This is a genomic window from Comamonas composti DSM 21721, from assembly GCF_000429845.1.
In the GTDB taxonomy this organism is placed as follows: Bacteria; Pseudomonadota; Gammaproteobacteria; order Burkholderiales; family Burkholderiaceae_C; genus Comamonas; species Comamonas composti.
The window spans coordinates 17,236-42,476 of sequence record NZ_AUCQ01000031.1; the positions used below are offsets into that span (position 1 = coordinate 17,236).

Below are 25,241 nucleotides of genomic sequence, written 5' to 3' on the forward strand. Positions count from 1 at the left end.
TTGGGGACTGAGGAATCGAGATGCAAGAACAAGATGAGCGGCCCAGAGTCCCTCCGTGGGTTGTCATGGCCTCGTACGGCCTGATCGGGCTGCTATGGTTTGTATTGCAGGAGTGGTTGCTCGCTCAGTCGCACCTGTCCAAATCACAAGCCTCGCGCTGGGCCTTGTTCTCATCTCTGGTCCTGCTGGCGGCCACGGTGATGGCCGGCTACTGGCAGCTCACGCGTATACGCCGTGCAGAGCGCGTGCGCCTGGAGGCCACGAGAGAGCTGACCTTGATTGCCCGTCATGCTCCTGCGGGATTGACGCGTGTGGCCTTGGACGGAGGCCGCGTGGTCTGGGCGAATGCGCGCCTCGCCCGGTGGCTGGGCAGTTGTCCCGAGGAGCTGGTAGGGGCGGACTTTCGCACCCTGGTGCCTGCCGATGATCCCCAGGAGGCCATGCGCCAGGCCAAGGCGCTGGCCGCCGGGGATGTGGAGTTCTTCCAGGTCCAGCGCCGCTGCCTGAATCTGCAGACCGGGCGTTCCATCCCGGTTCTGTGCACCGTGAGCCTGATCGCCAGCCATGAAGGCCGGGCTTCCCTGGTCTGCGTGCTGCAGGACCTCAGCGAGATTCTGGCTGCACGCGCGGCGCTGGAACGCAGCCAGAACAGCCTGCATCTGGCGCTGGAGGACAGCGGCAGCGGCGTCTGGGAGTGGGATGCGAGAGCGCACCGCTATGTGTTCTCGGCAGGCCTGCCGGCCCTGCTGCGTTATGGCGGAGAGGATCTGGCGCGCGACTTTCGCCTGCGCCAGCGCCTGCACCCCGACGACCGGGTCTGGGTGCGCAGGGCCTTGAGAAAAGTGCTGAGCCTCGGAGGCCCGCTGGAGCTTGAGGCCAGGCTGCTGTGTGACGACGGGCTGTACCGCTGGTTCAAGGCGCGTGGCCAGCGCCACCTGGATGCCAAGGGGCGACTGCAGCGTCTGTCGGGCCTGCTGTCCGATCAGACGGCCAGCCGCAATGCCGAGGAGCGCCAGCGCCTGGCCAGTACCGTGGTGGACAACACCATAGAAGGCGTGGTGGTCACCGATGCGCGAAGCCGCATCATCTCGGTGAACAACGCATTCACACGGCTTCTCGGCTATACCGAGCAGGAGATGCTGGGGCAGACGCCGCGCATGTTCAAGTCAGGCCGGCATGACAAGGCGTTCTACGATGCCATGTGGGCCAGCATGCATGCAAGAGGCCATTGGCAGGGCGAGATCTGGAACCGGCGCAAGTGCGGCGAGGTCTTTCCCGAGCGCATGTCGCTGAGCGCTGTCAAGGATGAGAGCGGCCAGGTCACGCATTACGTGTGCATGTTCACCGATATCTCCGAGGAAAAACAGCGCGAGGCGCAACTCGAATTCCTTGCGCACAAGGATGCGCTCACGGGCCTGCCCAACCGCGCGAGCTTTCTGGAGCAGCTCGATCAGAGCGTCGCGCAGGCGCGCGAGCAGGGCGGCATGCTGGCCGTTTTGCTGCTCAACATGAACCGCTTCAAGGACGTGAACGACAGCTATGGCCATGCAATAGGAGACCAGGTGCTCAAGCATGTGGCGGGCGAGCTGCAGGCGAGCCTCAACGAAGGCGACTTCATCGGCCGCATGGCCGGCGATGAGCTGGCCGTGATCGCCAGGAGTCTGGGCGGCAGCGACGATGCAATTGCGCGCGCAGAGCGCCTGATCGAGGCGGCGGCCAGGCCCTGGCACTCGCCCGACGGCCTGTCCGTGGTCACCGGCGGCAGCACGGGCATCTGTCTGTACCCTGCGCATGCCGACAATGCCCAGGATTTATTGCAGGGCGCACATGCGGCAGCGCATGACGCCAAGTCACGCAACGGCCGCGCCTGGAGCTTCTTCCAGGAGAACATGACCCAGGCCGCACGCCAGCGGCTGGCCATGGAGGCCAGGCTGCGCGAGGCCATGGAGGCCGGGCGCCTGAGCCTGCACTTTCAGCCGCAGATCGACATGGGCAGCGGCGGGCTCGTGGGCGCGGAAGTGCTGCTGCGCTGGTTCGACCCTGTGGAGGGCTTCATCTCCCCTGCGCGCTTCATACCCGTGGCCGAGAGCTCGGGCCTCATCGGTCCGCTGGGCCTGTGGGTGCTGCGCGAAGCCTGTGCCCAGGGCCAGCGCTGGCGCGAGCAGGGCCTGCCCGAGATGACGCTGGCGGTGAATGTCTCCCTGCACCAGTTTCTGCTCACCGACCTCGCTGGTGCCGTGGCCGAGGTCCTGGCCGATACGGGCTTTCCCGCCTCGAAGCTGGAGCTGGAGATCACCGAAAGCATGTTGGCCCAGCGGCCCGAAGAGGCCATGACCGTGATGCAGAGGTTGCGCGCACTGGGGCTGCGTCTGGCGATCGACGACTTCGGCACAGGCTACTCTTCGCTGGCCCACCTCAAGCGCTTTCCGCTGGATCTGCTCAAGATCGACCAGGGCTTCATCCGTGACATTCCGCGCAGCAACGATGACATGACGATCAGCAGCTCGGTCATTGCCCTGGGCCATGCCATGGGCCTGAAAGTGCTGGCCGAGGGCGTGGAAACGACCGACCAGCTCGAATTCCTGCGCCAGAAGGGCTGTGACTTCTTCCAGGGCTATCTGTGCCAGCGCCCGTTGGCTGCCTCGCAGTTCGTGCGCTGGGTGGAGCAGACTCAAGGCCTCTGGCGGGCCGAATCTGCAGTGGATGAAGCCTTGGGCTGAAAGCGCTGGCGTAGGGCGGCGCAGTGATCCTGCTCGGGCAGGGCTTCGGTGCTTTCCCACCAGTGCGCGTCGGCCCCGGCATCGCGCGGGCGCGGCCCGGGATGGGCAATTGCAATCCGGAAATCCACACCCTTGGTGAGCCAGCTGGCAATGCCTATGTCCTGCAGCACATGGCCACGGCCTGCGACCAGCACCACGGTGCGTCCGTGCCGGATGGCCGACTCTGCTGCCCGGGCCATGCTCGCATCGCGCGCAAGCTGTATGCGGGCCATGGGAGCCCACTGGCTCTGAGGCAGCAGATCGCAGTGGCCGCTGCGAATGGCATCCATCTGCCGCTGCCAGCCCGCAGCATCCAGATGCGTGTCGTACGACGTGTCGGCCATGGCTGCGGCCATCTGGGCACGCGGCAGATTGCCACCGAGCACGGGCACGCCGGCGCGCACGGCGCTCATCACCACCTCGCGGTAACGCTGCCAGGGCCAGGCCGCGTCCTGCCAGTGCAAGGCCTGCTGTACTTCGGCTTCGCCGGCATCGCGTGCCAGCGTGGCCGTCGAACCGGTGCTGGGCGCCATCTCGATCACCAAGGCGGCCAGCCGCTGCTGATCTGCGAGCTGCTTCACCGTGGCCTGCTGCCAGTCTTGATGGGCTGCGGCATCGTGCTGCTCGCCTAGCATCAACAAGGGAACGGCCGACCATTGCTGCAACTGGGCAGGCCAGTCCTGTGGCGTAGCGGTCCGGCTGGCGCAGGCCGCAAGAGTCAGAGCAAGGGCAAGAGGAAGAAGGTGGCGTGGCATGGCCCGATGTTAGCCGTGACCACCTTGACGCCCGGCTCCGGCAGGGTGCTTGCCTGCTTCCCAGCCGCTATCATTCACCGCTTTCGATCCGGGCCCAAGCGGTCCTGCCCAGGCTTTTCATGACCGATCACCTGCCAGCTCTCTACTCCTTTCGCCGTTGCCCCTATGCGATCCGTGCGCGTCTTGCGCTGGTCCAGGCCGGACTGGCCTGCGAGTTGCGGGAAGTGAATCTGCGTGCCAAGCCCCAGGCCCTGCTGGATGCCTCACCCAAGGGCACGGTGCCGGTGCTGGTACTGGCCGATGGAGTGGTGATCGAGCAAAGCCTGGACGTGATGCTGCATGCGCTGCGCAGCCATGACCCGGATGCCTGGCTCGCACCCACGCAGGGCAGCCTGGACGACATGCTGGCGCTGATAGAGCGCAACGACGGCTTTTTCAAGCAGGCGCTGGACCGCTGCAAATACCCGGAACGTTACGGCGCCGAAGCGGTCCACCAGGCCCGGGCCGACGCCACCAGCTGGCTGGCTGCGCTGGATGCACAACTGGCCGGAAGCGGCTATCTGTTTGGCCGCAACCCCAGCCTGGCCGACATGGCGCTGCGCCCCTTTGTGCGCCAGTTTGCACGCATTGACGAGGCACAGTGGGCCGAGCAGCCCTGGCCCCATCTACAGGACTGGCTGCAGCGCTGGATCGATTCCGCGCTGTTTGCCGAGGCGATGCAAACCTATCCGGCCTGGACTCCAGGCAGTACCGGGCCCACCTTCGGAGCCTGTCGCGTGGCGTCTGAATGAAGCCCGGGCACTGAGTCTGGCAAGAACTCTGCGGGCTGCTCTGGCCTGCCGTGCCTGCATGCGCAGGCAGGCACGGCCTGAACATAAAGCAATACTTTTTTGATAGCTGAAAGCGCTTGATGGATAAGCGCTACATGCCGATTTGGCTTGCAATTTCAAACCGATCAGGCTGAGGCAGGTTTTGATATCTGATCTGTGGCGTGAGGCCCGTTTCAGCTGGATATATCCGGAAATATTGCTTCCCAAGAGATAAACAGGTGAACCTGCACCATATTCTTGCAGGACTTCATTTCATTGGACAAAACAGTGCGCTGGATTTGAATTGGCACATGAATGGTGCACAAGATTGGATAAATCCAGGGGAAAGATGCTGGCATGAGTATTGCTAACTAATGGCGTGATGTAGACATTTTCTGAAGAGCGAGAGACAGAATTCTTGACGCGTCGCATTAATCTTGGTTCGACAGCGTATGGGCGCTCTTATGAAAATCACAAATCCCATGTGAATGTCGGTAGTTGCCAGCTATTCAAATGCAAACACCAGGAACCATATGCGAATCAAATCCATTGCGCGTGGCCTCATGCTTTTTGCTTCTTTTGCCGGGGTCTCTGCATTCTCGCAAGAAGCCAGGGAATTCAGGCCCGAAGTGCTGACCGTCGAATCCAAAATCAAGCCCGGTCCGAATACCTTGGTGGTAGATGCCGGCTGGGACGGTGCAAGCCGCATCAACGTGCTGAGCACCGATGACCTGTCGCATAAAGGAGTCTTGAGCGTGGGTGTGGTCAGCCAGCTGGCGCTTAGCAAGGACTCCAAAACGGCGTATACGGTTTCCGTGTATGCAAGGCGCTGGATGTCAGGCCCTTCAGAGAATGTATTGCAGGAGTTTGATCTGGCGACCTTGAAGGAAAAGAGAGAGATTGTTCTTTCCGATAAATCCATCTACGGAAAGACGCTGACCAGCATGGTGGGCCTGTCTGCCAATGAAAATTACATGCTGGTGCAAAACGCCACACCTGCGACATCGATCTCGATTGTGGATCTCAAGGCTGGCAAGCCTCTGGCCGAGGTTCCCACACCTGGCTGCTGGGGGGTATTTCCTGCTCTGGATGATTTGAGCTTTTCTACTATTTGCGGAGATGGAACGCTGGGCAAAGTGAGCTTCAGGCCGGATGGAAGCTTCTCGGAAATAAAAAAGAGTCCGCCTTTTTTCGATGCAGACAAAGATCCTATACAAGCCGTGGCCACCAGAGCCGGAAAGGATTTGCTGTTCGTGGGATTTTCCGGAAAGATCTTCAGGCTGGATGACAGTGGCATGAGGCCTGAATTAAAAGAGGTTTTTGAATTCGCCAAGGGCGTTGAAGATGACTGGGCTCCCAGTGGCGTGCAGCTGATTGCGTACAACGAGCCCAATAATGTGCTCTTTGTGCAGATGCATCCTCATGCCAAGGATGGGTCGCATAAAGACCCGGCTCAAGAAGTATGGGCATTGGATATGAAATCTCGCAAGCTCTTGTTTCGTACGTCTGTCGATGAGCTGATCTCCATCGCAGTTAGCAATGACAAGATTCCTGTATTGATCGGCATGAAAAAAGAAGGCTCGGTCGTGCGCTATGAAATGGACCCGCAAGCCAAGTTTGCAGGCCGAAGGACCAAGCAGGCCAAGAATATCGGGCTTCATCCCATCATGGCGCTGACCGGGGCAGCTTTGTGATGCAGACCCTAGAGCTCGGCTTGCTGGCCTGGGTAATCTCCTGGTTCGCGAGCATCTTGCTGATCGCCAGTGCATGGCAAAAATTCTGCGATCTTGCCTTGTTTCGCAGCCATCTGACCGCTTATGACCTGCTTTCCCCTGGGTGGACGGAGGCCATGACTTATCTCCTGCCCATTTCCGAATTGATCGCATCCTTGCTGTTGTTGATTTCACCATCAAGTGGCGTCGGTCATGGGCTGGCAATGGGCTTGATGCTGCTTTATGGGGTGGCAATGGCCATCAAGCGGCTTGCCGGTTATCGCGATCTGGAATGTGGTTGTTCCGGGGCTGCATTGCGAGTGAGCTGGGGTCTGGTCATCAGAAACACGATGCTTGCCGCACTGATATGTCTTGCGGCATGCGCCAGCCAAAGCCTGAATGAAACAAGCCATATGGTCGTGGCCATGGGCTTGGGATTTTTGCTGTGGACCGCATACGCCTTGCTGGAAAAATCGCTGAGCTTGCTTTTCAAGGCCAGGCGGCTTCAGTCAATTCATGCACTCTGAAGAAGATTCATCATGCATATTCTGGTTGTTGTTGTGGGCGTTCTGTGCCTTGCCATTCTTGTCTTGACTCTGGTCTCGGTTGCCATGGCCAGACAGATTGGAATCTTGTTGGAAAGAATATCTCCCGTGGGTGCCATGCTCAATGAAAGTGGCCCCAAGCTCGGAGAGCTGTCGTCCAAAATGGTGCTGCCAAGCCTGACGGGAGAAGCCGTGGTCGTGGGTGGCCCATCCTTGAAGAGCACGCTTATCTTTTTTCTGTCGCCGACCTGCCCTGTCTGCAAGAAACTGATTCCAGCTCTGAAGAGTATTCAAATATCGGAAAGAGACTGGTTGCAGATTTATTTTGCCAGCGACGGGGCGCAGAAGAAGCATTTGAGCTTCATTTCAGACCAGGGGCTGGAGATTTTTCCCTATCTCGTCTCCAGCCAGCTGGGCTTGAGTTATCAAGTTGCTCGTTTGCCGTTTGCGGTTTTGCTGGATAAGGAGGGTATTATCAAATCGAAGGGTCTGGTCAACAGCCGTGAGCAAATAGAGAGTATTTTCAATGCACATGAATCTGGATACATGTCTATCCAGGATTTAATGAAGCAAGGCCCTGCAATCCATTGAATGATATTTTTATGAAAAACTTGTTCAGAAAGATTTCCAAAATGGTCGATGCGAGGTTTGAGTCGCGGGCCAGAAACTTCGCAATAACCATGGGCCGGCGCCATTGGCTTTCTAAGACCGGGGCCTTTATTGCGGGTGCTGCACTGACACCTCTGCTGCCATTCGATCGCTCGGCAGGCCTGGCATATGCGGCAGAAAAAAAAGCAGATGAGGTCGTGGACTGCAATTATTGGAGATTGTGTGCAATGGATGGCGCACTGTGCAGCGACTCTGGTGGAAGCATGACCTCCTGCCCTCCGGGCTCGGATGCCTCCAAGGTATCCTGGGTAGGGACTTGCCACAATCCCGAAGACGGCAAGGATTATCTGATCTCCTATAACGATTGCTGTGGCAAGGCCAAGGTGCATAGTGCGACCCAATGCCTCAATAGCAAGGGCGAGCGCCCTGGTTACCGCATGGGCCTGCACAACGATGTGAACTGGTGCATGGCCAATGAGCAAAAGGGCTATCACTGCACAGTGGCTCTGGTTGTGGGGGTGGCCGATGAATAAGACGCGATGGATGATTGCGGTCTTGTCGGGGGCTGTCTTGCCTGGAGGCCTGGCCTGGGCCAGCCCTGAAGGCAAGACCTTGTACGAGCGGCATTGTGTGGCCTGCCATGGAGTGGAGGGCTCGGGCAGCCTCGGGCCTCCGCTGCGCAATGCACAACTGTGGACGTCGCTGGGCCCTCACGCGACGGCCTATGTCTCTCAGGTCATCGCTTCGGGCCTGTCTGGCTCCATCGAGGCACTGGGGCAGCAGTACAAGGGGGCGATGCCGCCACAAAACCATGTTCCTGCAACAGACCTGTCGCTGATCGTGGATTACGTGCTGCGTGATCTCAACGGGCTGGCGATAGAGGCCCGGAGCACGGAGATAGAGCAGGCTCGTGCAGCACCGACAAGCCATGGCGCTTTGCGCCAGATGAGAAAGGTCGGGGCGCGATGAAATGGCGGATGGCCAAGATACTGCAGAACGCCTGGCTGGCGGCATGCCTGGGAGCAATCACCTGCAATGTACTGGCCGTCGAGCGCTCGGCGGAAAAAAACTACCTCCTGCGCTGTGTGGGATGCCATGGGCAGGACGGAGCAGGCGCCCCGAACCAGGGCATTCCGGCCTTTCCGGGCTTGCTGGATCCGCTGTATAGCAATGACCTGGGGCGTACCTACCTCACGCATGTGCCTGGGGTGAGGGCATCGAGCCTGAGTGCAAACGAGATTGCTGCCGTACTCAACCATGTTGCGCAGCGCTGGGCCAAGGCGCCGCACGAGCTTGAGCGCTTCACCGCAGAAGAGGTGCAGGTGAGGCAGAAGGTCGAGGTCCCGGACATCGTGGCCTTGCGCAGGCATTTGACCGGGTACTTTCGCGCCAGGGGCATAGAGCTGGCTCCTTACCCCTGGCCATAGAGCGTGTTTGTGGTCTCTGGCCGGATGCATGGCAGCGAATCCCGCCAAGGTCCGGCGATACTGCAGGGTTTGCCGGTTTTGCTGCCTCATGCCCTCTCTCCGTTTCACCTCCCTGCCGCGCATAGTCCTGACCTTGATCGGCGCCTTTGCCGCTGCGCGGCTTTGTCTGTGGCTGAGCACGCCACTGCCCTGGATGCTGGGGCCCTTGATCGCGACTTCGCTGGCTTCCATATGCGGAGCGCCCACGGCCAGCTCGGTGCGGCTGCGCAATGCGGGTCAGTGGACGATTGGCGCGACGCTGGGCCTGTACTTCACGCCCGCCATGGTGGAGCAGATTGCCGGCCTGTGGTGGGCCATTGCCCTGGCCATCGCCTGGGCCTTGCTGCTGGGCTGGGGCTTTGGCGCATGGCTTTACAAGATGCATGCACCGTATATGGGCGAGTTGGGTGCGCGCAGGCTGCATGCCACGACTTATTTTTCGGGCTCTATAGGCGCGGCCTCCGAGATGGCTCTGCTGGCCGAGCGCCAAGGCGCGCGCACCGATCTCGTGGCCGCAAGCCATAGCCTGCGCCTGGTGATCGTGACGGTGACGATTCCCTTTGCGCTGCAATGGAGCGGCTTTCATGGGTTGGCCGAGCTTGCGCCGCCCAGCATCCGCGTGGTCAACGGCCAGGGCCTGGCGCTCATGGTCCTGCTCACGGGGTTGGGTGCGGCGGGCATGCTCTGGCTGAAGCGGGCCAATCCCTGGTTTCTCGGGGCCTTGCTGGTCTCCATGCTGTTGACCATGGCGGGGCGCGAATTGTCCGCAGTCCCCCAGGGGCTGATCAATGCGGCGCAACTGGTGATAGGCGTGAGCCTGGGCGTGCGCTTTCGGCCCGAGTTCGTGCGCACCGCGCCGCGCTGGCTGGGCTCGGTGGCGCTGGGCACGCTGGTGCTGATGGCCGTGTGCGCAGGCTTTGCCTGGATGCTGCATGCAATCACCGGCCTGCCCTGGGTGACGCTGCTGCTGGCCACTTCGCCGGGCGGCATTACCGAGATGGCGATCACGGCCAAGGTCTTGCATTTGGGCGTGCCCCTGGTGACGGCGTTCCAGGTCTGCCGGCTGATTGCCGTGCTGCTGCTGGTGGCCCCCATTTTTCACTGGTTGCAAAAACGCAGGCCCCAATGACAAGAGCCTGATGTTGGGCAGGCTCTTGCTGGGCAGGCGCCTTGAGAGGCGCCCGGGGGCGGGGTCAGTGCACGATCACGGGCTGCTGGGCTAGGCCCGTATAGCGGTCAAGGATTTCCTCGACCTCCTGCTCCGTGGGCTCGACCTGCTGCCAGGCCATGATCTGCTTTTGGAACATTTCAGCCCAGGTGCCGTCCAGGTAGACCTCCTTGCCGGAGCGCTTGTCCACGATTTCAAAGCCGTGGCGCGGCAGCTGGCGCAGGCTTTCGGGGGAGGGGCTGGTGCCGGCCTCGGGGTCCGTGTCGGGACGCAGATGGAGCACCACAAAGGATTCGGAGTCAAAAAGCATTTGCATGGTGTTCCCTTTCTCGACCTCTAAAGGTCATGGCACATATTAAATGGTTGCCAGGTGCCATTTTTCAAGGCCTGCCGGCGGCTGCCGCCATGCAGGGCACTTGGGCCCAGTATTCCATGGAATCGGCCGGGTCGTGCCAAGTCTCGGCCCAAGGGAAAAGCTGCATCAGGCCTTCGCCTGCCAACCTTTCCTGATGACCGGGGCGTGAAGGGGCGCTCAGAGCGTGTTCACGATCTCTACGCAGGCGCGCCGCGAGGAGATCGTGAATACGCTCTCAGGGCTGCTCATGGTCTTGGAGCTGCAGGTCCACCCAGTCTCCATTGCTCTGCTCCAGGCGTATGCGCGCCGGAAGATATTGCAGCGAAGGCGCAAGCCACAGCGAGGCCTTCTGGTCGTTTTTCTCTCCGGGCAGCTTGTCCAGGCGCAGGGCCTGCAGGTTGTCCATGGGCAGGTTCAGAAGCTCGAGCCCGCCAACCTTGAAGGCCCAGCGGCTCGCACTTTTGGCGCTGACGGTTGTGAAGCTGATCTGCGTGCCGGCCGGATAGTCTTGCGGCGCTGCCGCCATCAGGGCCGCAAGCTGCAGGAAGACGCTCAGCCTGTCCTGGGCCCCTGCAGCAATGCTGGCATCGGGCGTGTTGGCGCTGAAGCGTACCCGGCCTTGCTCGAACTCGAAATGCGCCGCCTGCTCGCGACGGCCCTTGTCGGCAAAGCGCGTGGGTGCGAGCCCCTGCCGGGTGAGCAGGCCTTCGCTGGTCTGGGAGCGGGATCCCAGCAAAAAGGCCTTGATCTCCTGGCGCGCGAGATAGCGACCGTTTCCGGGCTGCCATAGCAGTTGCGCACTGGCCGAGTAATTGAAGCCCTTGGCCTGGCCCGTAACCGTGAACGACAGCAGCGCGGGATCGGGAAACTGCACGGGCAGCCGCTTGTCCTGGGGCCAGGGCCGGCCATCGGGAAACTGCACAAGCACAGGCTGGGTGCTTTCCTGCTCGGTGGATGCTTCGCCGGCTACAGCTGCCTGATCCTGTTCGGGCCCAGCCTCGGCGGGGGCTTGCGGCGGGGGCGGCTGCGTGGCCTGGGCTGTCACGACGGGCTCGGACTGGCTCTCCAGAACTGCCGGCTCTTCTGGCTCCTGCAGAGCCGGGGGCTGCGTGTCCAGTACATCCGGGGCAGGCGCTTTTAGCTCCACAGGCCTGATGGTCGGGGTGGGCTCAGCGGGTTCGGCTGGTGGGGGCTTGGGCTTTGGGGCCGGCCTGGGCTGGATCACAGGCCTGGCCTTCGCCGGCTCAGGCGCCTGGGCAACAGGGGTGGGGGCCGGCGGATCGGGCAGTTGCAGCGAGCGCGTCTGCATGCTGATGGCCGCAGGTGCTGCGGGCTTGGCGACAGCAAGCCCGGAAGCCGGCAGTACCTGCAGCAGCAGGGCATGGCCGGCAAGTGCGGCGCAGATGCTCATGATCAGGGTGCGTGGTTTGCTGGCCATGCGCATCAGGTGCTGCCCCAGCCGAGGTCGCGCGAGAGTTGTTCGGCGCTGGCGCGCAGCGGACGGTCTATGGCGCCGTCATAGGCGGGATCGAAGCTGGCCGTGGAGCCCAGCGTGGTCAGGCCCATGGCCAGATGGCCGGAGGCATCGAATATCGGTGCGCAAAAGGCCACGATGCCGGGCAGTACGGTGTCCACCACGCGCGCGGCACCGCGCTCGCGAACCTCGCCCAATAGGGCGGCCAGGGCTTCGGGTGTTTGCGGCAGGTCCTGGCGTCGGCCCAGGCGTGCGCGCTCCTGCTCCGCTTCCAGAAGCGGGGCCGTGGTTTCGCGCGGCAGCCAGGCCGCAAAGCAGCGGCCCGTGGCCGATGCCAGCATGGGCATGACATCGCCCAGGCGCAGATTGGCCGTCACGGATTGGGCGCATTCCTCCCAATGCACAATGGTCGGGCCGTGATTGCCCCAGACTGCGATCGCCACCGTATGCCCCAGCTGCTGCATGAGATCGGGCATGCGCTCGCGTGCCAGGCGCACGGCGTCCAGCCTGGACAGCGAGGCCAGGCCCAGCTTGAGGGCCGCGGGCCCGAGGTCATAGCGTGAAGAGCGCGCATCCTGGGTCACCAGACCCAGCCGTTGATAGCTCACCAGATAGCGATGGGCCTTGGCCGCACTCATGCCGGCCGCAGCCGCGAGATCCTTGAGCATCTGCGCGCCCCTGGCCTGGGTCAGGGCCTGAAGCAGGGCAAAGCCGACCTCTACTGACTGAATTCCTGCGCGTTCCTTGTGCATTGCAATAGAATGATTTTGATTGGTTAAATCAATTTAACCTGCCGTAATTTTAAACGGATCACTGTGGAGCCCTCGCCAGAGGGATGGCGCCATGGGCGCAGGGAGTAGTCATGAAACTTGCCAGCTACAAGGATGGCTCGCGTGATGGTCAACTGGTCGTGGTCTCGCGCGACCTGAGCCAGGCGCATTATGCGACCGGCATCGCAAGCCGCCTGCAGCAGGTGCTGGACGACTGGAGCTATATGGCGCCCCAGCTCCAGGATTTGTACCACCAACTCAATAGTGGCAAGGCCCCCCATGCCTTTGGCTTTGATCCGCGCCAGTGCATGGCGCCCTTGCCGCGCGCCTATCAATGGGCCGATGGCTCGGCCTATATCAACCATGTGGAGCTGGTGCGCCAGGCGCGCGGCGCCGAGGTGCCGGCCAATTTCTACACCGACCCATTGATGTATCAGGGCGGCAGCGACGATTTTCTCGGTCCCTGCGACGATGTCTGCGTGCCCAGCGAGGCCATGGGCATAGATTTCGAGGCCGAGATTGCGGTGATTACGGACGATGTGGGCATGGGCGCAAGCCCTGAGCAGGCACTCGACGGCATCCGCCTCGTCATGCTGGCCAACGACGTAAGCCTGCGCAATCTGATTCCCGGCGAGCTGTCCAAGGGCTTCGGTTTTTTCCAGTCCAAGCCCGCAACCGCCTTCAGCCCCGTGGCGGTGACGCTGGACGAGCTCGGCGATGCCTGGAAGCGCGGGCGCCTGCATCTCACGCTGCAAAGCAGCTGGAACGGCCGCAAGGTCGGCATGTGCGATGCGGGCGAGGAGATGACGTTTCACTTCGGCCAGCTCATCGCCCATATCTGCAAGACACGCAATGTGCGCGCGGGCTCCATCGTGGGCAGCGGCACGGTCAGCAATCGCGGCGTGGAAAGCGGCAAGGGCAGGAACAAACGCCTGGAATGGCCCAAGGGATATAGCTGTATTGCCGAGAAGCGCTGCATAGAAACCATTCAGGATGGCGAGTCCAAGACCGACTTCATGCGCTTTGGCGACACGATTCGCATAGAGATGAAGGGCAAGGATGGCCAGAGCATTTTCGGAGCCATAGATCAGAACATTGCCGGGCCCGAACAATGAGGGGTGCACGCTTGCGTGGTCTGAAGGCGTGGATCGCCCGTGGCCTGCTGACCACCCTGGCCTGCATGCCGGGGCTGGCCCTTTCGGACCAGGAGCCACAGGCACCTGAGCCGCAGGTCTGTCCACCCGTGGCGCGCATGCCCGGCAAGCAGGAGTTTGCACGGATCGCGAGCCGCGCCCGCGACCGCGGCCTGCTGTGGCGCATAGAGCACCAGGGGCGCAGCAGCTGGCTTTATGGAACCCTGCATGTGGGCTACATGGACTGGATGGCTCCCGGCCCCACGGTGCTGTCCGCGCTGAAGGCGGCGGACAGCCTGGCGCTGGAGCTCGATATCCTCGACCCCGCCGTGCTCCAGGCCTTGCAGCAAGGGCTGAGCGCTCTGCCTGAAGCCCGGCCCTTGCCGCCGTCGCTGGAAAGCCGTCTGCAGGCCCAGGTCGGCCAAGCCTGCCTGGGCGAGCAACTGCAGTCGCTGAGGCCCGATGCCCGGGTCATGAGCTTGATCGCCCAGTCGGCGCGCGCGCAGGGGCTGGATGTCGCCTATGGCATCGATCTGTCGCTTGCCGGGATTGCCAAGGCCATGGGCAAGCCGTTGCTGGGGCTGGAGACGCCTCAGCGCCAACTGCGCGAACTGGTTTCCGACGACCCCGAACGCATGCAAGAGAGCGTGAGCACGGCTCTTGACCAGCTTGAAAGCGGCAGCGCCGCGAGCAAGCTGCAGACCCTGTCCCGCATCTGGGCCGATGGGCGCCTCCATCTGCTGGAAAGCCTGCCCCAATGGTGTGATTGCCTCAACACCCCAGCCGAGCGCGAGGCTTTCGCGCGCCTGGTCGATGGGCGCAACCCGGAGATGGCGCAGGCGATTGCACGGCAACTCAAGGCAGGCCGCAGCGTGTTCGCCGCCGTCGGGGCCTTGCACATGGTTGGCCCCAAGGGGCTGCCTGCTTTGCTGAAAGCCCAGGGCTTCAAAGTGGAACGCGTGGAGTTTAAAGAACGTGTTTACGATCTCCTCGGTGCCGCGCCAGTGTCTTTGCGGGATGGGATACGAGGCGCGACACCGCAGCAATAGCCGTGCTATTGCGAGGATTCGCAATGCTGTAGACCGCCCGCAAAGGCACTGTCCCGAAGGGTTGGAGCGAAATCGGGCGATTTCTTCGCGCTGTGGCTTGCTTGCACCCCGGTGCAAGCTGCGGCCCATCGACTCGAACTCATCCCGATTGCGCTCCAACGCGGCAGCGTAGAGATCGTAAACACGTTCTAAGCCCTTTTTCGGTCCAGCCGCAGCGGCGGGGCGGGCACAACGCCCATGCTTGATGCTCCTGGCGGAAGTCGATGGCTACGCGACAAGGGCCTCGACCTGCACCGCGCAGTCGTAAAAGCTCGGGCCATTGCCCATGTCGGTGAGCTGCTGGTGGGTGAGCTCGTTGACGTTCGTGCCGTTGTGGCCCATCTTGCGCCACCAGATCCCCAGGCCGTTGACCACGCCCTTGCGCGCGCGGCCGTTGAGCGTGGCTGCGCATTCGTAGCTGCCGCGCTGGTTGAACACGCGCACCAGGTCGCCCTCGCTCACGCCGCGCTCGGCTGCGTCCTCGGGGTGCAGCTCGATCAGCGGCCGGCCTTCGATATTGCGCAGGCTCTGGACGTTCACAAAGCTGCTGTTGAGAAAGTTGCGCGCCGGTGGCGAGATCATGGCCAGCGGATAGCGCGCATCGCTGGCGCCGGTCTCGTAATTCGGCAGATAGTCGGGCAAGGGGTCCTGGCCCTGGGCTGCGAGAACGCTGCTCGCGAACTCGCAGCGCCCCGAGGGCGTGGCAAACTCGCCCTGCGCAAACGGAGCTTCTGGCAGATCGAGGCTTGCATGGCCCTGGCTCAGCAGCAGCTCGAAGTCCACGCGGCTTGCGTCCATGGCCTCGCGGCACAGTTGCTCGTCCGGGGTCTGGAAGTGCGTGGCGGCAAAAGCGCCGTTGTGCGCGGCCATGTGCGCTGCCAGGTCGCGGAAGATGCGCGCATTGCTGCGCGCCTGGCCCTGGGGCGCAATGGCCGGGCGGTTGAGCAGCACATCGGTATGGCCGTAGCTGCCATGGATGTCCCAGTGTTCGAGCTGGGTGGTGGCCGGCAGCACATAGTCGGCCAGGTCGGCGGTATCGGTCATGAAGTGCTCCATGACGACGGTGAACAAGTCCTCGCGCGCAAAGCCCTGCACGACCTTGGCCGATTCCGGGGCCACGGCCACGGGGTTGCTGTTGTAGACCACGACGGCCTCTATGCGCGGGCCGAAAGGCTCTGGCCCATGGGCGTTGCCCGCATGCAGCAAGGCGTCGCCAATGGTGCTCATATTGATGGTGCGCGGCCTGCGCTGGCCCAGCAGCTCGGGCATCTGCAGGTGGGCGCGCTGCGCTGGAACATGGCTGGAGCAGGACAGCAGCAACCCGCCTGCGCGATGACGCCAGGCTCCTGTGAGCGCGGGCAGGCAGGCAATGGCGCGCACCGCATTGCCGCCGCCGCGCGTGCGCTGCACGCCATAGTTCAGGCGTATGGCGGCTGGCTGCATGTGGGCGTAGTCATGCGCGAGCGCACGGATCTGTGCAGCCTCCAGGCCGCAGACCCCGGCCGCGCGCTCGGGCGGCCACTCCAGGGCGCGGGCCCGCAGCTGCTCCCAGCCCAGGGTGTAGTGCTGCAGATAGTCATGGTCCAGCCAGTCGTGGACGATGAGCTCGTGCATGAGCCCCAGCGCCAGGGCCGCATCCGTGCCGGGCAGCAGTTGCAGGTGCACGTGGCACTTGTCGGCGGTCTCGCTTTTGCGCGGGTCTATGCAGATCAGCTTGGCGCCCTGGCGCTTGGCCTCCTGGGCATGGCGCCAGAAGTGCAGATTGCTGCCGATGCTGTTGCTGCCCCAGATCAGGATCAGGCGGCTTTCGGCGAAGTGCTGCACATGCATGCCGAACTTGCCGCCATAGGTCAGGCTCAGGGCCGTGCTGCCGGCGCTGGAGCAAATGGTGCGGTCCAGCAGGCTGGCGCCCAGCTGGTGGAAGAACCGCCGGTCCATGCTCTCGCCCTGGACCAGGCCCATGGTGCCCGCATAGCTGTACGGAAGTATGGCCTGGGGATTCTTGCGGGCGATGGCTGCGAGACGGGCGGCAATATCGCTCAGGGCCTCATCCCAGGAAACCGGGGTGAAGCAGCCGCTGCCCTTGGGGCCGCTGCGCTTGAGCGGGGTCAGCAGGCGCTCGGGGTGGTGGCTGCGTTCGGCGTACTTGCTGACCTTGGCGCACAGCACCCCGCCCGTGTGCGCGTGGGCCGGATTGCCCTGGACGCGCACGGCCCGGCCCTCTTCCACGGTGGTGATGAACGAGCAGGTGTCGGGGCAGTCGTGCGGGCAGGCGCCGATTACCTGGCTGGGCTGCTGTTGTGGGGTCTGGGCGTGCATAAGAGCGGGCGCAAATCTTGGGTGCACAATTTTCAGGCAAATTCCTGGACCCCGGGGCCGGCGCCTGTGTAAGAACGTGTTTACGATCTAAATCCCATGATCTTCCAAGTGAAAGTTGCCGGGGGCAATCCGGTGGAAAATGGCCGAGGCCCGGGACACAGGTCCCGGGCATTGGTGATCCACGATCTGCACGAAGGAGGAATGCATGGCCTTGCTCAAGGAATTGCTCGAACAGGCGCCCGCAATGACGCAGTTGCGCCGCGACATACATGCCCACCCCGAGCTGTGCTTCGAGGAGGTGCGCACTGCCGACCTGGTGGCTTCCAAGCTCGAGAGCTGGGGCATTGCCGTGCATCGCGGCCTGGGGCGCACCGGCGTCGTGGGCAGCATCCAGGGGCGCGATGGCGGCGCCAGCGGCCGCTCCATAGGCCTGCGCGCCGACATGGACGCCCTGCCCATGCAGGAGGCCAACAGCTTCGCCCATGCGAGCCGCCATGCGGGCAAGATGCATGCCTGCGGCCATGATGGCCATGTGGCCATGCTGCTGGCCGCAGCCCAGCATCTCGCGGCCCACAGGCATGACTTCGAGGGCACGGTGCATCTGATCTTCCAGCCGGCCGAGGAGGGCGGTGGCGGCGCACGCGAGATGATTGCCGACGGATTGTTCGAGCGCTTTCCCATGCAGGCCGTGTTTGCCATGCACAACTGGCCCGGCATGCGGGCCGGCTCCATGGCCGTGGGGCCGGGGCCGGTCATGGCGTCGAGCAATGAATTCAAGATTGTGGTGCGCGGCAAGGGCGGGCATGCGGCCATGCCGCATATGGTGGCCGACCCCATGCCCGTGGCGGCCCAGCTGATACTGGCGCTGCAGACCATCGTCAGCCGCAACCTCAAGCCCATAGACGCCGGCGTGGTCTCGGTGACCATGGTCCATGGCGGCGAGGCCACGAACGTCGTGCCTTCGAGCGTGGAGCTGCAGGGCACGGTGCGCTCCTTCACCCTGCCCGTGCTCGACCTGATCGAGGAGCGCATGCGCGAGCTGGCCCAGGGCCTGTGCGCGGCCCACGGCATGGGCTGCGATTTCGAGTTCGTGCGCAACTATCCGCCGACCATCAATACGCCGGCCGAGGCCGAGTTCGCACGCGGCGTCATGCTCGAACTTCTGGGTCAGGACCAGGTTCTGGTGCAGGAGCCCTCGATGGGCGCCGAGGACTTTGCCTACATGTTGCAGCACAGGCCCGGCGCCTACTGCTTCATCGCCAACGGCGACGGCGACCACCGCGCCCTGGGCCATGGCGGCGGGCCCTGCACCTTGCACAACGCCAGCTACGATTTCAACGATGCGCTGATCCCCGTGGGCGCGAGTTTCTGGGTGAGGCTGGCCCAGCGCTGGCTGCAGCCCGGCAATGCTGAAGTGATTTGACACATGTGTGTCACAGGCCGACTCTAGGATGCGGCCTCTGTGAAAACCCCAGTCTCTTCAGCGGCTGCCGCCCATGGCGTGGCCGTACAAATCAAGCAATTGCAGCGCATCTATGGCGAGCGCGCCGTGCTGCAGGACATCAGCCTCGGAATCGCGCCCGGTGAGGTTCTGGCCCTGCTCGGCCCCTCGGGCTGCGGCAAGACCACCTTGCTTAAGATTCTTGCGGGGCTGGAGCAGCCCAGCAGCGGTGAGCTGTGGATGGGTGGCCAGTGCGTGGCCAGCGCCGGCAGCTCGCTGGCGCCGGAGGCCCGCGATCTGGGCATGGTGTTCCAGGACTATGCGCTGTGGCCGCACATGAGCGTGGCGGCGAATGTGGCCTTTCCGCTGGAAATGCGCGGCCTGGCGCGCAGCCAGATCCGCGAGCGCGTGCAGCAGACCCTGGCCCTGGTCGGCCTGCTGGGCCTGGGGCCGCGCGCGCCGTCCAGTCTCTCGGGCGGTCAGCAGCAGCGCGTGGCCCTGGCGCGCGCCATCGTGGCGCGGCCGCGTCTGGTGCTGTTCGACGAGCCCTTGTCGAATCTGGACCGCGATCTGCGCGAAAGCCTGTGCCTGGAAATGTCCCAGCTGCTGCGCAGCCTGGGCTGTACCGCCGTCTATGTGACGCATGACCATGAGGAGGCCTGCGTCATGGCCGACCGCGTGGCCGTGATGATGCAGGGCCGCATACAGCAGCTCGATGCGCCCCAGGCCCTGTGGTCCACACCTGCGCATTGCGATGTGGCCCAGTTTCTCAAGCTCGGCGCCATCGTGCCTGCGCGGCGCGAAGGCGGGCAATGGATGATTGCGCGCCAGCCCCTGCCTTCGGATCTGCGGCCCATGCCGGCCGCACCGGCCGGCGATCCCCTGCCCGGCGCCCGCGCGGCGCGCGTGCTCGTGCCGCATGCGGCGCTGCAGCTGGGCGGCGCTGCCAGGCCAGCGGCCCTGCGCCTGCAGGCCCAGGTGCTGTCCCAGCAATACCGCTGCGGCCAGTTCCATACCCTGGTGCAGTCCGAATGGGATGTGCCACTGCAACTGGCCTGCGATCAGCGGCTGGCGCCGCGCGCCATGGTCGAGATCAGCGTGGATGCGCGCCGCCTGCAATGGTTTGCCGCAGCCTAGCCATGCGGGCCTGAGGCCGGGCCTGTCTTTTTTCTTCATCGATACCACAAGGATTTCCCATGCGATTTGCCAACCTGCGCCCGGCGCGCATCTGGGCCGGGCTGCTGGCCCTGGGGCTGGCCTCCACGGCCCAGGCCCTGACGGTCTATACCGCAGGCCCTGCAGGCCTGATCAAGGAGCTGGCCCAGGGCTTTGAGAAGCAGGGCGGAGAAAAGGTCGAGGTGTTCCAGGCCGATTCGGGCAAGGTCATGGCGCGCGTGGAGTCCGAGGCCGGCCAGCCGCGCGTGGACGTGCTGATCTCGGCCTCCTGGGACAGCGCCCTGGATCTGGACAGGCGCGGCTGGCTGCTGCCCTATGCGAGTCCCAACGCCAGGACTATTCCCGCCCAGTACCGGGGCCCGAGCTATGTGGCCCAGGGCCTGTCGGCGCTGGCGATTGCCTGGAACCCGGCCAGCGGCACGCCGCGCCCCACGGACTGGAAGGACCTGGCGGAGCCGGCATTCGCGGGCAAGGTCAACATGCCCGACCCCATGCGCTCGGGCACGGCGCTGGAGCTGCTGTCCGGCCTGCAGTCCCGGCATGGCGCCCAGGCCTGGAAGCTGTTCGGCGAGCTCAAGGCCAACGGCATGGCGATCGCGGGCGCGAATGCCCAGGCGCTGAATCCCGTGCTCCAGGGCGCCAAGGCTGCGGTCTTCGGTGCCGTGGACTATGTGACCTATGCGGCGCGCGCCAAGGGCGAGAAGGTGGAGATCATCTTCCCGGCCAGCGGCACCGTGGTCGCGGCCCGGCCCATGATGATCTTCAAGAGCAGCCAGAAGGCCGAGCAGGCCAGGCGCTTCATCGACTATGTGCTCTCGGGCGAAGGCCAGGCCATCGTGGCCAGGAGCTTTCTGATTCCCGCGCGCAGCGATGCGACCGCCCAGCGCCCGGGCCTGGCCGAGTTCAAGGCCTTTGCCCCGGAGTCCGAAGCCCAGCGCGCAGGCCGCCAGGCCTTGCTGGAGCGCTTTGGCGAGATGTGGAAATAGCGCTTCTGAAGCGCCTGCTGCCTGGTCGTGCGCCAGTGGACGCATCTGGCGCCGGCCTCGCCCAGGGCCGGGGCGAAGGGGAGCGGCCCGTGGCATGGGCGCTGGAGCCCTGGGCTATCAATTAAGTGAGCTGCTAGCGCTTGTTCTTTATGGATTCCAGATCGAAAAGTACCTGAAATCGATATATAGCAAGCGCTAGCAGCTACTGAAAACACTAGCATTTCTGCCGCTGCGTACCGAGGCCGGCCATGGATTACCGAGCTGAAACCAGAACAATGAAGATGAGCAATTCCCGGGCGCAGCGCGCCATGCCGGCTCTGGCCCTGGCGGGCATGGGGCTGTTGGTCGTGGTGCCGGTGCTGTATGTGCTGCTGCAGGCCTTGTTCCCCGATATCGCCCTGGCCAGTCTGGCGAACCCGTTTGCGCATTGGCGGGTGCTGGCGCGCGAGGGCGAGCTCGGCGGTCTGCTGGCCAATACCCTGGGCCTGGGGCTGGCCGTGGTGGCGGGCTCGCTGCTGCTGGGGCTGCCCCTGGGACTGGTGCGCGGCCTGTGTGATCTGCCGGGCGCGCGCTACTGGGATCTGGCGTTTCTGATCCCCTTCATGATCCCGCCCTACATCGCGGCCATGGGCTGGATCTTGCTGCTGCAGCCCGCCGGCTATTGGCAGCAGGCCCTGGGCTGGAACGGCGCAGGCCTGCTGTTTTCCGTGCCTGGCGTGGTGGTGGTGATGGTGCTCAACCTGTTTCCCGTGGTGTATTTCGCGGTCTCGCGCGCGGCGGCCAGCGCGGGCGGGCGCCTGGCCATGGTGGCGCGCATCAGCGGCGCCAGCCCCGTGCAGGCGCTGCTGCGCATCACCTTGCCCCTGATGCTGCCCAGTCTTGCGGCGAGTGCGCTGCTGGTGTTTGCCATGACGATAGAGGAATACGGCACGCCGGCCGTGCTGGCCTCCAACGTGGGCTTTTTCGTGCTCGTCACGGGCATAGAGCGGCGCCTGTCGGACTGGCCCATCGACCTGCCGGGCGCGGCCCTGCTGTCCTGCCTGCTCATGCTGCTGGCCCTGGCCGCCTATGCACTGCAGCGCGCCCTGCTGCGCGGGCGCGGCTATGCGACCACCGACGGCAAGCCCCAGCAACTGGTGCGCGCAGGCCTGGGCCTGTGGCGCTGGCCCGTGCTTGCGCTGTTTGCGCTGGCAGCGCTGGCGGCCACGCTCCTGCCCCTGCTGTCGATCGTGCTCACGGCCTTCACGGGCACGCTGTCGGGCGGGGTGGCCGCGGACAACTTCACGCTGCGGCACTTTGCGGCCATCTTCGTGCAGGGCTCGGACGCCTGGTCCGCGCTCTCGACCAGCTTTTCCCTGGCTGCGGGCGTGGCCTTGCTCACGGGGGCGCTGGGCAGTCTGGTCGCGTACTGCGTGCTGCGCTTTCGCAGCCGCTGGGTGCTGGCGCTGGATGCGGTCTCGGTGCTGCCCAATGCCATGCCGGGAATCGTGGTCGCCGTCGGGCTGATCCTGGCCTGGAACCAGCCCTGGCTGCCGATCACGCCCTACAACACCTGGGTCATGCTGCTCATGGCCTATGCCTGCCTGCTGCTGCCCTACCCGATCCGCTATGCGAACGCGGCCCTGCAGCAGATCAGCGAAAACCTCGAATCCGCAGCGCGCGTGCATGGCGCCGGGCCCTGGACCATGCTGGGCCGCATCGTCCTGCCGCTGCTGGCGCCGGCCGTGGGCGCGGCCATGCTGCTGGTGTTCTCGATTGCCTCGCGCGAGCTCGTGGCTTCGCTGCTGCTCGCGCCCACGGGCATGCAGACCGTGTCGGTCTATGTCTGGCGCCAGTTCGAGCAGGGCTCGGTGGGCGAGGGCATGGCCATGAGCCTGGTGGCTATTGCCGTGGCCGCGCTGCTGGTGCTGGCGGCGCAGTTGCTCAAGCAGCGCGAGCCGGCCTGATGTGACGCCCTGATGACGGCGCCGCGCCTGTGGGGTCCAGGGTACGCAGGCCGGGGTGCCCGGCCCCATGTCTCCAGGCTGTCACATCGCGCATGTTCAATCCGCACCGGCAGCGCAGCAAGGGCTGCGCTGGTGTTTTCAACGAATGTGATTGCAATGAACAAGAAGCTATGCATGGCCATGCTCATGGCCACGGGGATGGGAGGAGCGCTGGCTCAGTCCTCGGTGTCGATTTACGGCCTCATCGATATGGGCCTGGCCCAGCGTTACCAGTCGGATGCGCTGCTGCTGGACTCCAGCTACAACGCCACCTCGGTGTTCGGCTTTCGCGGCAGCGAGGACCTGGGCGGCGGGCTCAGGCTGAATTTCCAGCTCGAAGGTGGCGGCTTTGCGCCCGATACCGGCGCCTGGACCAAGGGGTTCGACCGCCAGTCCTGGATAGGGCTTTCAGGCGGCTTCGGCACGGTGATGATGGGGCGCACGACCACGCCGCAAAACCGCATCATGAGCGAGTACGACCTCAACAACACGGCGCCTGCCTCCAGCCCCCTGAAGCTGCTGGGCATGGCCGCGAATGCGGCCCTGGTCGATGCGCGCCAGTCCAACCAGATCCAGTACGCAAGCCCCAAGCTCGGCGGCTTCACGGCGCGCGTGGCCTATGCGATGTCCGAGGTCTCGGACGGCTCCAAGAAGAACTTCCTGCAGCTGGCAGCCAATTACAAGAGCGGCGGCCTGTCGCTGGGCGCGGCGTTTCAGCCACGCGCCCTGGCCGGGCAGCTGACGGCCAACAACGCCAACCACCAGGGCGGCTACATGCTGGGCGCCAAATACGACTTCGGCCCGCTTGAAGCCAGCGCCATGTACACGCGCAACGAGAAGAAGACCGAGGGCAACGGCGTGGGCCTGGGCATTGCCGCGCCCTTCGGCGCCTGGAAGCTGGGCGCGCAGTACGCGCGCATCACCAAGATGGACAACGGCGCCCAGGGCAAGGGCGCAGCCGCCTTCGAGCTGTTTGCCAAGTACACCCTGTCCAAGCGCACCTATCTGTACGGTACCGTGGGCGGGGCCAATGAAAAGGCCAGGCAATTCTCCAAGCTGTCGGAGAAGAACACCTTTGCGCTGGGCCTGGTGCACAGGTTCTGAGCGCGCTCCATGGCGGCCCCGGGCATCACTTCAAATGCCTTTGCGCGGCAACCACCACGGCTGCCAGCGCGGCCATCATGGCCAGCCACTGGTAGAGGTTCTGGCAGGCCATGAAGAAGGCCTGCTGGTGCACCACGGCGCTCAATTGCGCCAGGGCCGCGCCCTGGGCCTGGCCAGCCGCATAACCGAGCTGCTCCAGGCCGGCCTGCGTACGGGCCAGCCAGTCCAGGGCCGCCTGGTTGCCGGACGTGACGCGGCCGATGAGCTCGGTGTATTCGATGAACTGGCTGTCCTGCAGCGCCACGGCGGCCACGGCCGAGGCGAAGGAGGCCATCATCTGGCGCAGAATGTTCTTGCTCTGGTAGCCCTTGGCGAACAGGCCGTCGCCCAGGGCGCGAAAGGTCAGCGCGGCCACGGGCAGCACCATGAGCACGCCGAAGAAGCCCTTGATCACGAGCGCGCCCAGCAAGGCGCTGGCCGGTGCGTCCGGCGCAATCCGGCTCATCCACCAGCAGGCCAGGGCCATGGCTGTGCAGCCGGTCATCATCAGCGCGCGCTTGTTGCTGACCCGGGCCGCGTAGCGCAGGTAGAAGACGGCAACGAGAAGGCTGATGGCCGCCGAGAAGCTGTTGAGCCAGCCCGTGGTGAGCAGTGGTATGCCCAGGCCTTGTTCGGCAAACTGCGGGAACAGGTAGTTGCTGAAGTTGATCACGAAGTAGTACAGCGCATACAGCGCCAGGCCCACGAGAAAGCCCGGGTGCGTGAGGTCGCGCAAATGCAGCAGCGGCTCGTCATGCTTCCACTGGTGCAGGCCGAACAGGCCCAGCAGCAGCACGCCGGTGAGCACCACGAGGATCAGCCGCTCGGGCTGATCGAAGAGCTCGTAACGCGCTTCGGAAAAGCTCCACTGCACGCAGCCCACGGCCAGCACGAACATGAGCACCGGCGCCAGGGAAAAGCGCACGGGCGTGGCGCTGCGGCCCAGGTGGCGCGGCAGCAGCCAGCGCACGCCCAGGGCCAGCAGGACGGTCAGGGGCAGCACGCTCCAGAACACCCAGCGCCAGCCCCAGTTCTCCACCAGCCAGGCCGAGAGCGTGGGCCCCAGGGCGCCCACGCCGAAGATGCTCAGCATGTAGATGCGCACGGCGCGCGGGCGCATCTGCACGGAAAACAGCATGGGAATCAGCACCCGTGTGCTGATGAAGAAGGCGCCGCCGCCCATGCCCTGCACCAGTCGCGCCGTGGTCAGCTGGGCCAGGTTGTCGGCATTCGCCGAGGCCAGGTCTCCCGCGCCGTAGAGCAGCAGCGCGATCAGCAGATAGTGGCGGTAGCCGAAATGGCGCGTCAGCCATTGCTGCAAGGCAATCATGAGCATGCTGCCTATGGCGTAGGCGGCCTGCACCTGGGCGAACTCGCGCGGCGCCACGCCCATGCCGCCCAGGATGTACGAGGAGCCGAAGACGAACATGCCGTTTTCGAGGAACTCCATGCCGACCAGGGCGCCCAGCAGCCACATCAGCAGCCGCTGTTTTCGCTGGTGCATGAAGCGTGGCAGAAATGGGGTTTTCATGGTCTGTGGTGCTGCAA

General features: G+C 64.1%; 21 protein-coding genes and 1 pseudogene. 16 read left to right on the top strand and 6 right to left on the bottom strand.

Annotated elements, in window-relative coordinates; translation table 11 throughout:
- The first annotated feature begins 20 nt into the window (after positions 1–20).
- A complete protein-coding gene (locus G486_RS22400) occupies positions 21–2,720 on the top strand; it encodes a sensor domain-containing protein (protein WP_051303538.1) in 2,700 nt (899 codons plus the stop codon).
- Here the strand turns inward: G486_RS22400 and G486_RS22405 are convergent.
- The gene (locus tag G486_RS22405; RefSeq protein ID WP_051303540.1) at positions 2,672–3,514 is read right to left on the bottom strand and encodes a ChaN family lipoprotein; all 843 of its coding nucleotides are present in this window, start codon (positions 3,512–3,514) and stop codon (positions 2,672–2,674) included. The genes G486_RS22400 and G486_RS22405 overlap by 49 nt on opposite strands.
- Before the next feature lie 119 nt (positions 3,515–3,633).
- Between G486_RS22405 and G486_RS0114610 the strand changes: the two genes are divergently transcribed.
- The 8 genes from G486_RS0114610 to G486_RS0114645 all read left to right on the top strand — a co-directional run bounded on the left by G486_RS0114610 (position 3,634) and on the right by G486_RS0114645 (position 9,784).
- Complete coding sequence (locus tag G486_RS0114610) at positions 3,634–4,305, top strand: glutathione S-transferase (RefSeq protein WP_027016215.1); 672 nt, start codon at positions 3,634–3,636, stop codon at positions 4,303–4,305.
- Positions 4,306–4,856: 551 nt separating this feature from the next.
- Positions 4,857–6,017, top strand: a complete 1,161-nt coding sequence (locus tag G486_RS0114615; protein ID WP_027016216.1) for an amine dehydrogenase large subunit — start codon at positions 4,857–4,859, stop codon at positions 6,015–6,017.
- A complete protein-coding gene (locus tag G486_RS0114620; RefSeq protein WP_027016217.1) occupies positions 6,017–6,562 on the top strand; it encodes a MauE/DoxX family redox-associated membrane protein in 546 nt (181 codons plus the stop codon). Before G486_RS0114615 ends, G486_RS0114620 begins: the two co-directional genes overlap by 1 nt.
- Positions 6,563–6,574: 12 nt before the next feature.
- Complete coding sequence (locus G486_RS0114625; RefSeq protein ID WP_027016218.1) at positions 6,575–7,171, top strand: thioredoxin domain-containing protein; 597 nt, start codon at positions 6,575–6,577, stop codon at positions 7,169–7,171.
- An 11-nt stretch (positions 7,172–7,182) separates the two neighbouring features.
- The gene (locus G486_RS0114630; RefSeq protein ID WP_051303542.1) at positions 7,183–7,722 is read left to right on the top strand and encodes a methylamine dehydrogenase light chain; all 540 of its coding nucleotides are present in this window, start codon (positions 7,183–7,185) and stop codon (positions 7,720–7,722) included.
- The gene (locus G486_RS0114635; RefSeq protein ID WP_169728598.1) at positions 7,715–8,158 is read left to right on the top strand and encodes a c-type cytochrome; all 444 of its coding nucleotides are present in this window, start codon (positions 7,715–7,717) and stop codon (positions 8,156–8,158) included. Before G486_RS0114630 ends, G486_RS0114635 begins: the two co-directional genes overlap by 8 nt.
- A gap of 8 nt (positions 8,159–8,166) precedes the next feature.
- Positions 8,167–8,616, top strand: coding sequence for a c-type cytochrome (locus tag G486_RS23145; protein ID WP_156920038.1), 450 nt, complete (start codon positions 8,167–8,169; stop codon positions 8,614–8,616).
- Positions 8,617–8,704: 88 nt separating this feature from the next.
- Positions 8,705–9,784, top strand: coding sequence for an AbrB family transcriptional regulator (locus G486_RS0114645; protein WP_027016221.1), 1,080 nt, complete (start codon positions 8,705–8,707; stop codon positions 9,782–9,784).
- Positions 9,785–9,848: 64 nt separating this feature from the next.
- Here G486_RS0114645 and G486_RS0114650 read toward each other — a convergent pair whose 3' ends face one another.
- The 3 genes from G486_RS0114650 to G486_RS0114665 all read right to left on the bottom strand — a co-directional run bounded on the left by G486_RS0114650 (position 9,849) and on the right by G486_RS0114665 (position 12,404).
- The gene (locus tag G486_RS0114650; RefSeq protein WP_027016222.1) at positions 9,849–10,139 is read right to left on the bottom strand and encodes a BTH_I0359 family protein; all 291 of its coding nucleotides are present in this window, start codon (positions 10,137–10,139) and stop codon (positions 9,849–9,851) included.
- A gap of 274 nt (positions 10,140–10,413) precedes the next feature.
- Complete coding sequence (locus tag G486_RS0114660) at positions 10,414–11,616, bottom strand: DUF3108 domain-containing protein (protein WP_027016223.1); 1,203 nt, start codon at positions 11,614–11,616, stop codon at positions 10,414–10,416.
- A gap of 5 nt (positions 11,617–11,621) precedes the next feature.
- A complete protein-coding gene (locus tag G486_RS0114665) occupies positions 11,622–12,404 on the bottom strand; it encodes an IclR family transcriptional regulator (RefSeq protein WP_027016224.1) in 783 nt (260 codons plus the stop codon).
- 110 nt (positions 12,405–12,514) lie between these two features.
- On the opposite strand from G486_RS0114665, the gene G486_RS0114670 reads away from it, so the two are divergent.
- Together G486_RS0114670 and G486_RS22415 are read left to right on the top strand one after the other, a co-directional pair.
- Positions 12,515–13,537: a fumarylacetoacetate hydrolase family protein gene (locus G486_RS0114670; RefSeq protein WP_027016225.1), complete on the top strand. Its 1,023-nt coding sequence runs from the start codon at positions 12,515–12,517 to the stop codon at positions 13,535–13,537.
- A gap of 11 nt (positions 13,538–13,548) precedes the next feature.
- Positions 13,549–14,604: a TraB/GumN family protein gene (locus tag G486_RS22415; protein ID WP_245587334.1), complete on the top strand. Its 1,056-nt coding sequence runs from the start codon at positions 13,549–13,551 to the stop codon at positions 14,602–14,604.
- A gap of 267 nt (positions 14,605–14,871) precedes the next feature.
- Here G486_RS22415 and G486_RS0114680 read toward each other — a convergent pair whose 3' ends face one another.
- Positions 14,872–16,962 (bottom strand): molybdopterin-containing oxidoreductase family protein, encoded by a 2,091-nt coding sequence (locus G486_RS0114680; RefSeq protein WP_027016226.1) that lies wholly within the window; start codon positions 16,960–16,962, stop codon positions 14,872–14,874.
- Positions 16,963–17,167: 205 nt separating this feature from the next.
- Between G486_RS0114680 and G486_RS0114685 the strand changes: the two genes are divergently transcribed.
- The 5 genes and pseudogenes from G486_RS0114685 to G486_RS23150 all read left to right on the top strand — a co-directional run bounded on the left by G486_RS0114685 (position 17,168) and on the right by G486_RS23150 (position 23,654).
- Positions 17,168–18,385, top strand: coding sequence for a M20 aminoacylase family protein (locus tag G486_RS0114685; protein WP_027016227.1), 1,218 nt, complete (start codon positions 17,168–17,170; stop codon positions 18,383–18,385).
- Positions 18,386–18,424: 39 nt separating this feature from the next.
- A pseudogene (locus G486_RS24765) lies at positions 18,425–19,115 on the top strand (ABC transporter ATP-binding protein); the annotation flags it as partial.
- A gap of 484 nt (positions 19,116–19,599) precedes the next feature.
- Positions 19,600–20,565 carry an ABC transporter substrate-binding protein gene (locus tag G486_RS0114695; protein ID WP_027016228.1) on the top strand — a complete coding sequence of 322 codons (966 nt, stop codon included), beginning with the start codon at positions 19,600–19,602 and terminating at the stop codon, positions 20,563–20,565.
- Positions 20,566–20,846: 281 nt separating this feature from the next.
- On the top strand, positions 20,847–22,511 hold the full coding sequence (locus tag G486_RS0114700) for an ABC transporter permease (protein WP_027016229.1): 1,665 nt from the start codon (positions 20,847–20,849) through the stop codon (positions 22,509–22,511).
- Positions 22,512–22,667: 156 nt separating this feature from the next.
- A complete protein-coding gene (locus G486_RS23150; RefSeq protein WP_169728599.1) occupies positions 22,668–23,654 on the top strand; it encodes a porin in 987 nt (328 codons plus the stop codon).
- 25 nt (positions 23,655–23,679) lie between these two features.
- On the opposite strand, the gene G486_RS0114710 is transcribed toward G486_RS23150, so the two are convergent.
- Positions 23,680–25,224, bottom strand: coding sequence for an MFS transporter (locus G486_RS0114710; protein WP_027016230.1), 1,545 nt, complete (start codon positions 25,222–25,224; stop codon positions 23,680–23,682).
- Positions 25,225–25,241 lie beyond the last annotated feature (17 nt).